Origin of the sequence: Emticicia aquatilis (genome assembly GCF_014644295.1) — a bacterium.
GTDB lineage: Bacteria > Bacteroidota > Bacteroidia > Cytophagales > Spirosomataceae > Emticicia > Emticicia aquatilis.
Map to the genome: position 1 here is coordinate 494,201 of NZ_BMKK01000002.1, position 14,324 is coordinate 508,524.

Genomic DNA, 14,324 nt, shown 5'->3' on the forward strand with positions numbered 1-14,324 from the left:
TAGTTATTTAAACTTAAAAATAGAAAGAATATTCTTTTTATAATCCTAAATTTATAGATAATATTAGATAAAAAACGATTGAATTGAGATAGTTGTAATCAATGTATCATAAAGAGTTTGTTTAGCAGGAATATCCCAAATTGTACTTTTCAAATATTACAACAACCTCAACTTTTGCTTTTTAAGTCATTTTCAGTGAACTATGTGAAACAAAGATAATGTAGTCGAAATGTCAGTTGTATAAATTGCAACTGACACTACAATTTCACTTTTTTTGTCCCACAAAACACCATTAGATTTTAAATGATGAAAAATTACTGATTATTGGTACAAATTTTACTTTAATTGAAATTATTCAATATAATATAGAATTATTTTCAGAAATTAGTTGCAAAAATTAATCAACTATGTTAAAAGAAATCACCCTATCTACATTAATGCTTCTCGAAGTTTCTCAAGTGTTTGCCCAAACCAAACCGATTCAATTCATAACCCTCGACCCTGGTCATTTCCATGCGGCTTTAGTTCAGAATAAAACTTATGATAATGTAGAATCGGTCGTAAATGTTTATGCTCCTGCTGGTCAGGATTTACAAGACCACTTGAAAAGAATTGAGAGCTATAATACTCGTGCAAAGAACCCAACTAATTGGAAAGAAAATGTATATCAAGGCAGTGACTATTTAGAAAAAATGATTGCCGAGAAAAAAGGCAATGTGTTGGTTATTGCAGGAAACAATCAAAAGAAAACTGAATACATTTTAAAAGCTGCCGAAGCTGGAATTAATATTTTAGGAGATAAACCGATGTGCATTGATAGCAAAGGCTACGTTCAGCTTCAACAAGCATTTGCCGTTGCTAAGAAAAACAACGTATTGCTCTACGATATTATGACTGAAAGGTCTGAAATCACAACTGTCTTACAAAAAGAACTAACTCAAATGCCCGCTATTTTTGGCCAGTTGGAAAAAGGAACTCCCGAAAATCCTGCGGTTTTTACAGAAAGCGTTCATTTTTTCTACAAATATGTATCGGGTAGTCCACTGAAACGACCAACATGGTTTATGGACGTAACTCAGCAAGGTGAAGGAATTGCTGATGTAATGGTACATTTAGTTGATTTAGCTCAATGGACAATTTTTCCGAATGTAATACTCTCAAACAAAGATGTTAAGTTCAATTCAGCTACTCGTTGGCCAACGCCAATGACTTTGAGTCAATTTTCATTAATTACTGGAGCAAAAAAATTTCCTGACTTTTTGAAAAAAGACTTAAAAAACGATACTACTATCAATGTATATGCCAATGGCGAAATCAATTATAGTTTGCGAGGCGTACACACCAAACTTCGTGCTTTGTGGAATTATAGTGCAAGCGAAGGTGGCGATACACATTATTCGGTAATCAGAGGCACAAAAGCGAATCTCGAAATTAGACAAGGAAAAGAAGAAAAATTCACTCCGCAACTCTACATAAAACCCAATAATTTAACTGAAAGTGAACTTCAAAAAGCATTTGAAGCACTTAAAAGTAAGTATGCAGGAATAAATTTGAGAAAACATGGCAATGAATGGTTAGTAGAAATTCCAGACTCATATCGTACTGGACACGAAGCACATTTTGGTGAGGTAATGGATAGATTCTTGGATTATAAATCTAAAAATAAATTACCCGAGTGGGAAGTACCAAATATGTTGGTTAAATATTATACAACAACCAAAGCATTAGAATTGGCCAAAAAGAAATAGAAAAACTGTAAATCCTCCATAGAGACATTGCATGCAACTTCTCTACCAAATTGAATCCTAAAGACATGAAATTCAGACCATTATTTATACTTTTATTTTTAGTGTGTGGGCAGAAATTGTTCGCCCAAACTAAAATTGTCGCTCAGAAATTCAATTCAAAAATTGATGTCCTCATAAATAATAATCTATTCACGAGTTATATTTTATCAGAAGACGAAAAATATCCATTTTTCTTTCCAGTCAATGGGCCTTCAAACGCAAGCGTAACATCCATGCGAAATGCCAATTATCCGCACCATAGTTCATTATTTTTTGGTTGTGATAAGGTAAACGGCGGCAATTATTGGCAAGAAGGACTCGAAAGAGGTCAAATAGTGTCGATAAGAGCCGATGTAATCGAGTCGGGAAATGATAAAGTTATCATTGAAAATGAATGTATTTGGCGAAGACCAAATGCCAATGCTCCGATTAAAGATACACGCAAGATAACGATTACGGCCCCTTCAAAAGAATTGTATCAAATAGATTTCGATGTAACTCTCGAAATGCTCATGGATGTAATCATTGAGAAAACCAATCACTCACTCTTTAGTGGAAGAATGGACGCTGATTTGGCAGTAATAAACGGTGGTACTATGCTCAATTCAAATGGTGAAAAAGGAGAAAAAGAAACATTTGGAAAAAAAGCTACTTGGATAGATTTTTATGGAAAACGTGGCGATAAACAAGAAGGAATGGCTATTTTGCAACACCCATCCAACGAGTGGTATCCTGCACCTTGGTTTACTCGTGATTATGGTTTTTTCTCGCCTACACCAATGTATTGGCCGCAAAATGATAAAGAAACTACATTAAAAAAAGGTCAAACAATCAAATTAAAGTATCGTGTCTTGGTTCATTCAGGCGACACATCAAGTGCCAAAATTGCCGAACAATTTGAAAAATATAAATTAGAGTAACAAGAATTACGATTGAATCTAATGACGATTTACGAATTCTACAAAATTGGAAAACAGAAACTCAACCTTAACAATTAAATAAATGGAACGCAGAAAATTTATTGGTCAAACACTTACAGGTGTAGCAGCCGCAGCGTTTGGCATTCCAACAATCGTACCATCAACGGTTTTTGGTAAAAATGCCCCAAGTAATAAAATCAATATTGGTCAAATTGGCTGCGGACGCATTGGCCGTGACCACGATATGGTTGGTACAATGCAGCACGATGTGGCTCGTATTATGGCCGTTTGTGATTTAGACCAAAATCGTCTCAAAGATGGAAAGCTCCTTGTAGAAAATTATTACAAGAAAAAAACAGGTCAAGACAACTATGTAGATGTAAAAATGTATGACGATTACCGTGAAATGCTCTTAAATAAAGACATTGATGCAGTAATTATCAGTACCCCTGACTTTTGGCACGCCCAACCAGCCATTGAAGCAGCTTTGGCAGGAAAAGATATCTATTTGCAAAAACCAACTTCATTGACAGTTTCTGAAGGACGCTTACTGAGCAATGTAATCAAAAAAACTGGAAGGATTTTACAAGTTGGAACACAGCAACGTTCTTCACCACAATTCAGAATTGCGGCTGAATTAGTACGCAATGGACGTATCGGAAAATTACATACTGTGAAAGTTGGACTCCCAGGCGACCCAGCAGGACCAACATTCCCAGCAATGCCAGTTCCGAAAGGATTCAACTATGATATGTGGCTCGGTTCAACACCAGAAATGCCCTACACTGAAAATGCTGTGCATCCACAAGTAGGATATGGCCGCCCAGGTTGGTTACGCATAGAACAATTTGGAGCGGGAATGATTACAGGTTGGGGACAACACCATTTCGACTCTGCCGCTTGGGGTATGAACACTGAATATACAGGTCCAACAACCTTACAAGCAGTAGCAGAATTCCCGAAAAGTGGTAATTGGAATGTTCATGGTGACTTTATGGTTAAAGCTGATTACGCCAACGGTGTGACGATGTACACCAGCGGAGGCTTCCCTAATGGAATCAGATACGAAGGAACAGAAGGTTGGATTTTTGTCTCTCGTGGAGATTATGTTGCTTCAGCCAGCGACCCAGTTTCTAAAGCTAAAAGTAGCAAAGCTCTCGATGCCAGTGACCCTAAGATTTTAGAATCGGTTATCGGCGAAAATGAAATTCATTTATACAAAAGTACAGAACAACATGGAAACTGGCTTGATTGTATCCAAAGCCGAAAAGAGCCAATTTCGCCAGTTGAAATTGGTCACAGAGCTTGTACAGTCTGTTTAATTAGCCATATCGCTATGAAACTTCCTCGAAAACTCACTTGGAATCCAACAACCGAGAAGTTTGTAAACGATAACGAAGCTAATGCAATGCTATCTCGTTCGCAAAGAAAGCCTTACGGTACTAATTATATTAAAATGTAAAAGATAGGTATGAGATATGAAATATAAGTTATGAGATATTTCTCACAGCTTGGATTTCTTATTTCATATCTAATAATCTCACGGGCAACCCCGTCATATTTCCAATGAACAATAGACGAAATTTCCTTAAAAAAACATCGGCAGCAGCAGGATTAATGGCTTTTCCGATGTTCCAAAATAATAGTTTTGGACATTATAGCACTGAAATAGTAAAAGGCGTGACCGAAAAGGTTTACGATTCTCCTCGAATCAAATTTGCCGTTATCGGAATGAATCATGGCCACATTTATAGCCAAGTTGAGGCTGTAAAGAAAGGTGGAGGTCAGTTAGTTGCGTACTTTGCAAAAGAGGCTAACTTGATTGCTGATTTTGCCAAACGTTATCCTGATGCCAAATTGGTTAAAGATGAAAAAGAAATCTTAGATGATAAATCTATCAATTTAGTATTAAGTTCGGCAATCGCTTCTGAAAGAGCTCCTTTGGGTATCAGAGTTATGAAATCGGGTAAAGATTTCATGTCTGATAAACCAGGTATTACAACACTCGAACAATTAGCCGAAGTGCGAAAAGTACAAAAAGCAACTGGTCGAATCTACTCAATCATGTACAGCGAGCGTTTCGAGAATAAAGCAACCGTAAAAGCTGGTGAACTTGTAAAAGCGGGAGCCATTGGCAATGTCATTCAAACGATTGGACTTGGGCCGCACAGAATGAACACCAAAACTCGCCCAGAATGGTTTTTTGATAAAGATTTGTTTGGCGGAATCATAACTGATATTGCCTCGCACCAGTTCGACCAATATTTACATTTCACAAACTCAACTAAGGCAGAAGTTGTGGCTTCACAAATAGGGAATGTCCATCACCCAGAATTTCCAAAATTTGAAGACTTTGGTGATGCAATGCTCCGAGGAAATGGAGGTATGGGTTACATTAGAGTCGATTGGTTTACACCAGATGGCTTAAAAACATGGGGAGATGGTCGCTTAACAATTCTTGGTACTGAGGGCTTTATCGAAATCAGAAAAAATATCGACCTTGCTGGTCGTGAAGGTGGTAGCCATTTATTCTTAACAGATAATAAAGAAACGAAATATTTCGATTGTTCGGCTCAAGTGCTTCCTTATGGCCCACAATTAGTTGATGATATTCTGAATCGTACCGAAACCGCTATGACTCAAGAGCACTGCTTTTTGGCAACTGAATTAGCTCTAAAAGCACAGAAAAATGCCCAAAGAATAAGTTTAAATAAATGAAAAATGTAGAATTAAGAATGTAGAATTAAAAAAACAAAATATTATACTTAATCTATTAAAGGTAAACGTAGCTCATCTCATTCTAAATTCTTAATTCTCAATTATAAAAATGATACATACAATGCGTTGGTTTGGGCCAAATGACCCAGTTTCATTAATGCATATTAGGCAGGCGGGCTGTACGGGTGTTGTTTCGGCTTTGCATCAAATACCAGTTGGTGAAATTTGGTCTGTCGAGGCAATCAAAGAAAGAATAAATATCATTGAAAAAGAAAATAACCGTTATTCCGAATTAAAGTGGTTAGTGGTAGAGAGCCTTCCTGTTCATGAAGATATTAAGAAAGGTTTGCCATCACGAGAGTATTTTATCGAAAATTATAAACAATCACTACAAAACTTAGCCAAGTGCGGAATTAAGATTGTTTGTTATAATTTCATGCCTGTACTTGATTGGTCACGGACGAACCTTAATTATGAAATGCCTGATGGCTCTAAAGCTCTTCGATTTGTTTGGGAAGACTTTGCTATTTTTGATTTATTTATTCTGAAACGCCCCAATGCGGAGAAAGACTATGAGCCAGATGTTAGAGAATCTGCCAGAATAAAGTTTGAACAGATGACCCCTGAGGCAATCGAAACACTTAAAAACACAGCATTATTAGGTTTACCTGGTTCAGAAGAAGCTTTTAACCTAAACACTTTTCAAGGTTTACTTGATAATTATGCAAACATCGGAGATGCCGAACTTCGCAACAATCTTTATTACTTTGTTAAACAAATCACTCCTTTTGCACAAAATTTAGGTATCAATTTATGTATTCACCCCGATGACCCACCACAACCATTATTGGGTTTGCCACGAGTGGTAAGTACAGAAAATGATTTGGAGCAATTAATGAATGCTTGTGATTTACGTGCAAATGGAATTACATTTTGTACAGGTTCGCTTGGTGTAAGAGCTGATAACGATTTGGCTAAAATGGTTAAGAAGTTTGCGAATCGAATTCATTTCTTGCATTTACGAACTACCAAGCGGGAAGAAAACCCTAAAAACTTTCACGAAGCTGCACATCTGAATGGCGATGTAGATATGTATGAAGTCGTCAAGGCAGTCATTGAAGAACAAAATCGTAGAAAAGCGGCTGGTCAATCAGATAATCAGATACCGATGCGACCCGACCACGGACACCAAATGCTCGATGACCTCCAAGAAGGGATTACTAAGCGTAAAACTTATCCAGGATATTCGGCCATTGGAAGATTAAAAGGATTGGCAGAAATTAGAGGACTTCAAATGGCAATTGAAAGAAATTTAAGTGAATGAAACAACACATCGCACATTTTGCATTGGTCGTTGAAGATTATGACGACGCAATTGATTTCTATACCCAAAAAATAGGTTTTGAATTAATTGAAGATACCAAACTTAGTGAAGAAAAACGTTGGGTGTTAGTAAAACCTAAAGGAGCGACTGAGACAGCGATTTTACTGGCAAAAGCAGCAAACACTGAACAAGAAAGTCGAGTGGGCAACCAAACAGGTGGGCGAGTTTTTATGTTTCTCTATACTGATAATTTTTGGAGAGACTATCATCTCATGATTGAAAAAGGTGTAAAATTCGTAAGAGAACCAAAAGAAGAAATATATGGTACTGTTGCAGTTTTTGCTGATTTATACGGAAACCTTTGGGACTTACTTGAGCCAAAAAACAAATAATATTTTTATTATCAATTCAATTGAAATGCAAAAAAGAATTTTTACAGTCTTATTTTTCATAGTTTCATTTTTCTCAATGGCCGATGATGGTTCAAGGCTTTGGCTAAAATATGATTTAATTAAAGACCAAAAGCAAAAGCTGTCTTATCAAAAATACACAAAATTTATTTCTATAAGTGCCAATCATCCAACTTTACAAAAAACTGCCGAAGAGCTTCAAATGGGTTTTGCAGGGCTTTTAGGTACAAAAACAAATATTGTTTCAAATAATAGTCAAGCAGGAGGAGTTGTTTTGGAAGTATCAACTAATCAAGCACTCACTAACGACTTGGCCAATGATGGGTTTGCAATATTTGCTCAAAAAGGAAATTTGGTCATTAGTTCAAAATCAGAAGCAGGCGTATTGTACGGAGCATTTGAATTACTAAGACGTATTCAAACTGGGCAGTCTTTGAATGAAAATATTGTAAGCAGTCCAAAAATTAAAATAAGAATGCTCAATCACTGGGACAACGCCAATGGGACTGTTGAGCGTGGCTATGCGGGTTCATCAATTTGGAAATGGAACGAATTACCTTTCAGAATTGACCCAAGATATATTGCTTATGCACGTGCCAATGCTTCTTTGGGTATTAATGCAACATCAATCAATAATGTTAATGCAAGTTCAAGATTTCTTACAGCCGAATATCTCGAAAAAATCAAAGCTGTGGCAGATGTGCTTCGTCCGTACGGAATCAAAGTTTTTATTTCGGTAAATTTTCGTTCTCCTCGTACGCTTGGTGGGCTAAAAACCTCTGACCCACTCGACCCAGAAGTAAGAAAATGGTGGAATGAAAAAACGAAAGAAATTCATCAGTACATTCCAGATTTTGGTGGTTATTTGGTAAAAGCCAATTCTGAAGGCGAGCCTGGTCCACAAGATTATGGCCGTACACACGCCGACGGTGCAAACATGCTTGCCGAAGCTATGAAACCGTTTTCAGGAATTGTCATTTGGCGAGCATTTGTTTATAATGCCGACCCCAACGGCGATAGATTTAAAGAGGCTTACGAACAATTTAAGCCACTTGATGGAAAATTTGACGAAAAAGTGATTGTGCAAGTAAAAAATGGCCCAATCGATTTCATGCCTCGTGAGCCATTTCATCCGATGTTTGGTAATTTTCCAAATACCAAACTCGGCATTGAGTTTCAGATTACCCAAGAGTATTTGGGGCAATCTACTCACCTCACCTACTTAGCACCAATGTTTAAAGAGTGTCTCGATACTGATACATATTCTAAAGGGAAAGGCTCTACTGTGGCAAAAGTAATTGACGGTAGTTTATACAATAACCCAAATTCGTTAATTGCAGGTGTTGCAAATACTGGTTCAGATGCAAATTGGTGTGGACACCCTTTCAATCAAGCCAATTGGTACGCTTTCGGTCGATTAGCATGGGATTATACGCTAAGTTCTGAAAAAATAGCTAATGAATGGATTGGAATGACCTTGACAAATGATGAAAAAGCAAAAATTCAAATTAATGAAATTATGCAAAAATCATTGCCAACATATATCAGTTATACGTATCCACTTGGTTTGCATCACATGATGGGCGAAGGGCACCATTACGGCCCAGAACCTTGGCTCACAAAAGCTGCCCGACCAGATTGGACATCAATCTATTACCATAAAGCAGATTCAGTCGGCTTAGGCTTCGATAGAACCGGAAAGTTGAGCAATGCGATTAAACTATATTCAAAAGAAATCAATGAAACATGGGGAAACCCAGAAAAATGTGACTTGAATTATCTTTTATGGTTTCATCATATTGCATGGAATAAAAAACTTAGCACAGGAAATACCCTTTGGGAAGAGCTTTGTTACAGATACTACAACGGCGTTGTCGAGGTTCAAAAATTACAGAAGGATTGGCTAAAATTGCAACCTTACATTGATACTGAGACATTCGCAAGTGTAAATGCTCGACTCAAAACTCAAGAAAAAGAATCCATTTGGTGGCGTGATGCTTGCGTTTTGTATTTTAAAGATTTTTCAAAAATGCCGATACCGAATTCACTCACTCCGCCAAATAGAAGTTTAGAAGAAGTTAAAAAAATAGTAGAAATTTATCATTTAAGATGACAGAAAGAGCAATTTTCACAGAAGAGAGTAAACACATTTCACATAATACTGCTTTTGCACTCACTAATAAATTATGTTTAATAACTGGCGGCGGTAGCGGAATTGGATTCGACATAGCCAAGTGCATGATTTTTTCGGGAGCAAAAGTAGTTATTACTGGTCGTAGAGAAGAACCATTACAAGTAGCAGTAGCCGAATTAGGAGAAAATGCCCATTACATTGTCAATGATGTAACGGATTTGCCTTCATTAGATGGATTAGTGAATGAGATTGAATCAAATTATGGCCCGATTGATATTTTGGTAAATAATGCAGGAGTTAATATGAAACGCCCAGCATTAGAGGTTTCGGACGAAGATTTTAACCGCATAATTCAAACTAATTTAAGTGCGGTGTTTGCCCTAACCCGTGCCTGTGCCACACGTATGCTTGCTCGAAAGAGTGGTTCAATTATCATGATTTCATCAATGGCCGCCTATTATGGCATTGACCGAGTGGTAGCTTATGCGGCATCGAAATCAGGTGTAGAAGGTATGGTAAAAGTCTTGGCATCTGAGTTTTCACCACAAAACGTTCGAATCAATGCCATTGCCCCAGGCTTTATTGAAACAAGCATGATGAAAACCGCCATGGGAAGCGACCCTGACCGCATGAATCGTGCTTTAAATAGAACTCCAATCGGTAAATTTGGAAAACCCTCAGATATTGGCTGGGCAGCTGTTTTCTTAGCCTCAGAAGCAGCAAGATACATCACTGGTGTTTCGCTACCTGTTGATGGTGGCAACTCTATTGGATTTTAAAATGTTATTTTCACAACCGAATAAATAGAACAAATCAATTATTTCAATTTTCTTGTTTTGGAATTGAAATGCAGCCTCTATAGAGTAATTTAAACCTTTAAAAGGTAAATTTTAGCTTCACATTTCCTTCCGATTTTGATTAAATCAAGAAAGATTAGATGTAATGTCAAATTTTCATTATTTTTAATCAAAATTTAATACTATTAGAGAAATATTCGGAATTAGATACGTTCCGAACGATAAAAAAAGGGTTAAATCTTGTAATATTACTTAAGTTTTTATTATGTTTACAACTCAATTTATAATTGAATCAACAAACTTAAGTACTGATAACTTATTTAGTACTAACCGTACCGACCACTATGCCTAAAATTTTCACTTTGCCTGTACATTCAAGTAACAGGGGAGATTTAACTGTTTTTGAGAATATTTTACCGGGTTCACTAAAGCGTATATTTTATATTACCAACGCTGACGGTGAAACAAGAGGAGGACACAGACATATAAAGGCATGGCAGGCATTAATGTGTTTACAGGGTTCATGTGATATTTATGTAGAAACTCCTGATAAAAAAATGGTTTTTGGTCTTGATGAACCAAACAAAGTATTGATTCTTGAACCCCAAGATTGGCATACCTTAGAAAACTTTTCAGACAATGCTATCGTTCTGGTTGTTTCTAATGAAAATTATGACCCAGAAGACTATATTTACCCGAGTTATTCTGATACCCAAAATGAATTAAATGCACTTCAAGCAATTGAAAATAAACAAAAAAAGGATTGATTTACATCAATCCTTTTTTCTTGTACTATCACTTCATTTTTTCTTGTAAACATCATCGCTTACTTCATTGGCTTTAGCTTTTTCAAGTTCAGCCATTTGTTGTTGTGTTATCCCTAAATCTACCACTAAATTTGGCAAAGCTTTTTTAAGATTCTCCACTCCCTTCTCTGTCACTTTTGTTTTCCATAAATAAAGTTTTTTTAGATTTTTAAGCTTGCTTAAACTCTGAATTGACGCATCCGAAATATTCGTCCCGATGAGGTTTAGATATTCAAGATTTTGTAATGTAGAAATCGATTTTATTGAGTTATCGGTAATCTTAGTATTTTCCAGGTGCAATCTGGTAAGGTTCGGAAGCTTCGCTATAAACTCAACAGACTTATCAGTTATTTGGGTATTAGACAACTTTAACCACAAAGTTTGAGTGGGTGCAATCGCAATCAAAGAAGCATCATCATCAGAAAGTTTGGGATTATTCAAAAATGTAAGTTCAACGTAATTATTATTTTGAGAAAGTGGCAAAACTAAACCACCTGATTTTTTCACTTTATCGATGGATGATTTTTCTACTTCATCAACATTAATACCTAAAATTCTTTCTTCAACTATATATTTATCTTGTTTTACTTCTACAATATTCGATTTATTTCCTATACCAAAAGTTGCCAAAATTGGCTTAACTTCATTAGTAATTGATAGCTGTGAAACTTTTTTGTCAAATGATGCTCCTTGTTCAATCCACCACTTTAAAATTGTAAGTTCATCTTCAGTTATTTGTGTTTTACCTTTGGGAGGCATGTGGTCGTCGTCCGATTCGGGCAATAAGATTCTCTTGATAAATTCGCTTCCTTGTACATCATTCGCCTTGAAAATTACACCATGCTTCCCTCCTTTTATAAAAAGCTTAACATCATCCATACGCAAATCGCCTTTCATTTTTGTTGCATTGTGGCATTGCTCGCATTTTTGTTTAAAAATTGGTTTAACAATGTCTGTATAAACCTGAGCTTCAGTCGGGTTCTGAATCTTTGTTGCAATTTCATTTTTAGGAATATCACTTTTATCTGGCATCCCTAACCAACTACGAAAAGGATAAGGTATATTTTCGGTTAAATAAGATTCACCATGTGTTAGGTTTCCACCATGATGGCCAGTTATAATCATTAATACAAATGCAAAAATCAATGAGGGGAAATAGAAAAGTTTAGCTTTAGTAGCTTTTGATGTAAGCCAATCTGTGCTTAAAATCCATACAATCCAGCAAAAAATAGCCAACCCGATTCCTTGAAATTGGTGTTCTTCTAATATTTCTTCGTTGTATCCGCCTTCTAAAGATAAAAAATAACCCAAAATCGAAGCCAATGTTGCACTAATGGCCGTAACGAGCAATGTTAGGCTAATAATTTCTGAATTAATTTGTAGTTTTTTGAATTTATTTAAAACCTCTAAAAGAAGAATTAAGAACAAAAAGCCAATGGGAAGGTGGACTGTAAGTGGATGAAATCTTCCGAAAAAAGAAGTCCACTCAAAAATTGTTAGATGAATCATAGAAGAAGGATTGAATAGTATTCTGTTTATCAAAAATAAAAATCTTAATAAAGGAATCAAAGTATTTTGTTAGATAAAAAACAAAAAAAATTGCCAAAATACATGAGCATTTTGGCAATTTGGTAACGAAGCTAATCAAAAAATTAATAACCTGGATTTTGTTTCAACGTAGGTTGACCATTTTTCTGGCTATTCAAAATTTCGTCATTTGGTAATGGGAAATAAGCATTTTTAGCCGTGAAAACTTTACCTTTCAAATATCCACGCTTATTATATGTTCTACCAGATAAGTCTTTTCCATCAACTGATTCTTCAGCAACATACTTATTCAAGTATTTTTCAGCAATTCCCCAACGTACTAAGTCGAAGAATCGGTGACCTTCCATAGCAAACTCTAAACGGTTTTCCATGCGAACTGCATTACGAGCATAATCTGCACCTTTAGCAGTAAATGTACCTTTTGGATAAGGATTTACAACATAATTGATAGTTGGGTCTTGTACTGAACCAGTTTTTGCACGAACACGAATCATGTTGATATAATCTTCTGCTGCTTGTAAGTTTCCTAACTCTGTTTCGCACTCAGCTAACCAAAGAATAACAGACGACATTTTCAATAAACGATAGTTATTATTTACGTTACGTTTTGATGTAGAGTGAGTTGAGCTACCTTCGTCAGCCAAGTAATACATCCATTTTTTACCTGTGTACGGGCCAGAATAGTTTTGATTTCTAATCCAAGAATAACCAGGCATTGGACCCCAATCAAGGAAGTTTACACCACGACGGCCAACTGTCCAATCAAGACGTGGGTCAACAGGAACAGTTTTATCTAAGTTGAATGGTTGGTCAGACTTTAAGCCTTGGTCGTTAGGTAAATCAATTTGGTTATAAGTGTCCGCAGTTCCATCAGGTGAAGAACCAATCATTGGCAAACCATCTTTATCAGTTTTAAAAGCATTCACGAGGTTTTGCGATGGAAGATAGAATCCACAACATCCTCTACCTGGGGCATTTGCAGAATATGGCCAGTTAAGGTTATCTCCAGCGTTACCATTATTACCGTTTGTACCATCATTAATTGAGAATTCAACCTCGAAAATTGATTCTGCATTGTTATTAGTGATGTTACGGTAGTTATCGTGGTAATTTGGCATTAATTTCTTACCAGAGTTTTTGTAAACATCTTCCAATAAGGCTTTTGCTGCTGCCCATTTCTTTTGAAAAATCAAAGCTTTTGCTAAATATGTTTTTGCCGCCCATTTTGTAGCTCTACCCTTTTGAGATTGAGTTGCTGGTAAATTATCAGCAGCAAACTGGAAGTCAGCTTCAATCTTTGGCCAAATATCTTGGTCATTAGGTATTTTTGTAGAATTTGGGTCTGATGCAACATAGGTTTTCTCATCAATGTACGGAACCATATTCCACATTTTCTTTGCTTCAAAATGATAGTGTCCACGTAAAAAACGAGCTTCTGCTACAATCTGAGTTTTTTCAGCATCGGTCATATCCTTAACATCAGGACTTTGCGATAATTGAATTGCTTCATTTGCACGAGCCACGCCATCATAAGAATGTTGCCATTTACCCAAGAAGTATGTATTATCAGATAACCAGTTGTACTGCTCAATATATTCTTGCTCAGGTTGGTCACCGATGTCAGTGCCTTTTACGGCATCACCACTTGTAATTCCACCAAAAACATAATTTGAAATCGTAGATTGACGACCAGTATTGCCAGCACCAACACCATCTAATAGAGAGTATGCTCCAATTAAAAGTGCGTTTACACCATTTTTGTTACTCAGCGAAGCCAATGAGGCTGCACCTTGAGGCTGAATGTCAAAGAATGACTCAGAACAAGAAAGACTTATTCCAATCAAGCCGATTATTAATAATTTTTTCATTTTATCTTTTTT

At 36.3% G+C, this 14,324-nt stretch carries 12 protein-coding genes; 10 read left to right on the forward strand and 2 right to left on the reverse strand.

All coding sequences use genetic code 11. The annotated features are described in order from the left end of the window. The first annotated feature begins 105 nt into the window (after positions 1-105). The 10 genes from IEX65_RS28230 (at position 106) to IEX65_RS06345 (ending at position 10,857) form a co-directional block, all read left to right on the forward strand. The gene (locus IEX65_RS28230) at positions 106-219 is read left to right on the forward strand and encodes a hypothetical protein (RefSeq protein WP_374757854.1); all 114 of its coding nucleotides are present in this window, start codon (positions 106-108) and stop codon (positions 217-219) included. A gap of 188 nt (positions 220-407) precedes the next feature. Then, complete coding sequence (locus IEX65_RS06305; protein WP_188765170.1) at positions 408-1,748, forward strand: putative oxidoreductase C-terminal domain-containing protein; 1,341 nt, start codon at positions 408-410, stop codon at positions 1,746-1,748. A gap of 65 nt (positions 1,749-1,813) precedes the next feature. Beyond that, positions 1,814-2,707, forward strand: a complete 894-nt coding sequence (locus IEX65_RS06310) for a DUF6807 domain-containing protein (RefSeq protein WP_188765171.1) — start codon at positions 1,814-1,816, stop codon at positions 2,705-2,707. An 82-nt stretch (positions 2,708-2,789) separates the two neighbouring features. Continuing rightward, positions 2,790-4,169 (forward strand): Gfo/Idh/MocA family protein, encoded by a 1,380-nt coding sequence (locus tag IEX65_RS06315; RefSeq protein ID WP_188765172.1) that lies wholly within the window; start codon positions 2,790-2,792, stop codon positions 4,167-4,169. A 104-nt stretch (positions 4,170-4,273) separates the two neighbouring features. Then, the gene (locus IEX65_RS06320; RefSeq protein WP_188765173.1) at positions 4,274-5,425 is read left to right on the forward strand and encodes a Gfo/Idh/MocA family protein; all 1,152 of its coding nucleotides are present in this window, start codon (positions 4,274-4,276) and stop codon (positions 5,423-5,425) included. A gap of 109 nt (positions 5,426-5,534) precedes the next feature. Then, entirely contained in the window at positions 5,535-6,749 is a 1,215-nt protein-coding gene (gene uxuA, locus IEX65_RS06325) for a mannonate dehydratase (RefSeq protein WP_229250545.1), read from the forward strand. Beyond that, positions 6,746-7,141, forward strand: a complete 396-nt coding sequence (locus IEX65_RS06330; RefSeq protein WP_188765174.1) for a VOC family protein — start codon at positions 6,746-6,748, stop codon at positions 7,139-7,141. Before uxuA ends, IEX65_RS06330 begins: the two co-directional genes overlap by 4 nt. A 25-nt stretch (positions 7,142-7,166) precedes the next feature. Next, complete coding sequence (locus tag IEX65_RS06335; RefSeq protein WP_188765175.1) at positions 7,167-9,272, forward strand: alpha-glucuronidase family glycosyl hydrolase; 2,106 nt, start codon at positions 7,167-7,169, stop codon at positions 9,270-9,272. Next, on the forward strand, positions 9,269-10,072 hold the full coding sequence (locus tag IEX65_RS06340) for an SDR family NAD(P)-dependent oxidoreductase (RefSeq protein WP_188765176.1): 804 nt from the start codon (positions 9,269-9,271) through the stop codon (positions 10,070-10,072). The genes IEX65_RS06335 and IEX65_RS06340 overlap by 4 nt, the downstream gene beginning before the upstream one ends. A gap of 362 nt (positions 10,073-10,434) precedes the next feature. Further along, positions 10,435-10,857: a sugar 3,4-ketoisomerase gene (locus IEX65_RS06345; RefSeq protein ID WP_188765177.1), complete on the forward strand. Its 423-nt coding sequence runs from the start codon at positions 10,435-10,437 to the stop codon at positions 10,855-10,857. 33 nt (positions 10,858-10,890) lie between these two features. Here IEX65_RS06345 and IEX65_RS06350 read toward each other — a convergent pair whose 3' ends face one another. Together IEX65_RS06350 and IEX65_RS06355 are read right to left on the reverse strand one after the other, a co-directional pair. After that, positions 10,891-12,405 (reverse strand): c-type cytochrome domain-containing protein, encoded by a 1,515-nt coding sequence (locus tag IEX65_RS06350; RefSeq protein ID WP_188765178.1) that lies wholly within the window; start codon positions 12,403-12,405, stop codon positions 10,891-10,893. Between the two features lie 143 nt (positions 12,406-12,548). Beyond that, on the reverse strand, positions 12,549-14,312 hold the full coding sequence (locus IEX65_RS06355) for a RagB/SusD family nutrient uptake outer membrane protein (protein ID WP_188765179.1): 1,764 nt from the start codon (positions 14,310-14,312) through the stop codon (positions 12,549-12,551). Positions 14,313-14,324 lie beyond the last annotated feature (12 nt).

Bases quoted from the DNA above. Each gene is read 5' to 3' on its own strand.
- IEX65_RS06305 (WP_188765170.1), top strand. From the start codon at position 408: ATGTTAAAAGAAATCACCCTATCTACATTAATGCTTCTCGAAGTTTCT.
- IEX65_RS06310 (WP_188765171.1), top strand. From the start codon at position 1,814: ATGAAATTCAGACCATTATTTATACTTTTATTTTTAGTGTGTGGGCAG.
- IEX65_RS06315 (WP_188765172.1), top strand. From the start codon at position 2,790: ATGGAACGCAGAAAATTTATTGGTCAAACACTTACAGGTGTAGCAGCC.
- IEX65_RS06320 (WP_188765173.1), top strand. From the start codon at position 4,274: ATGAACAATAGACGAAATTTCCTTAAAAAAACATCGGCAGCAGCAGGA.
- uxuA (WP_229250545.1), top strand. From the start codon at position 5,535: ATGATACATACAATGCGTTGGTTTGGGCCAAATGACCCAGTTTCATTA.
- IEX65_RS06330 (WP_188765174.1), top strand. From the start codon at position 6,746: ATGAAACAACACATCGCACATTTTGCATTGGTCGTTGAAGATTATGAC.
- IEX65_RS06335 (WP_188765175.1), top strand. From the start codon at position 7,167: ATGCAAAAAAGAATTTTTACAGTCTTATTTTTCATAGTTTCATTTTTC.
- IEX65_RS06340 (WP_188765176.1), top strand. From the start codon at position 9,269: ATGACAGAAAGAGCAATTTTCACAGAAGAGAGTAAACACATTTCACAT.
- IEX65_RS06345 (WP_188765177.1), top strand. From the start codon at position 10,435: ATGCCTAAAATTTTCACTTTGCCTGTACATTCAAGTAACAGGGGAGAT.
- IEX65_RS06350 (WP_188765178.1), bottom strand. From the start codon at position 12,405: ATGATTCATCTAACAATTTTTGAGTGGACTTCTTTTTTCGGAAGATTT.
- IEX65_RS06355 (WP_188765179.1), bottom strand. From the start codon at position 14,312: ATGAAAAAATTATTAATAATCGGCTTGATTGGAATAAGTCTTTCTTGT.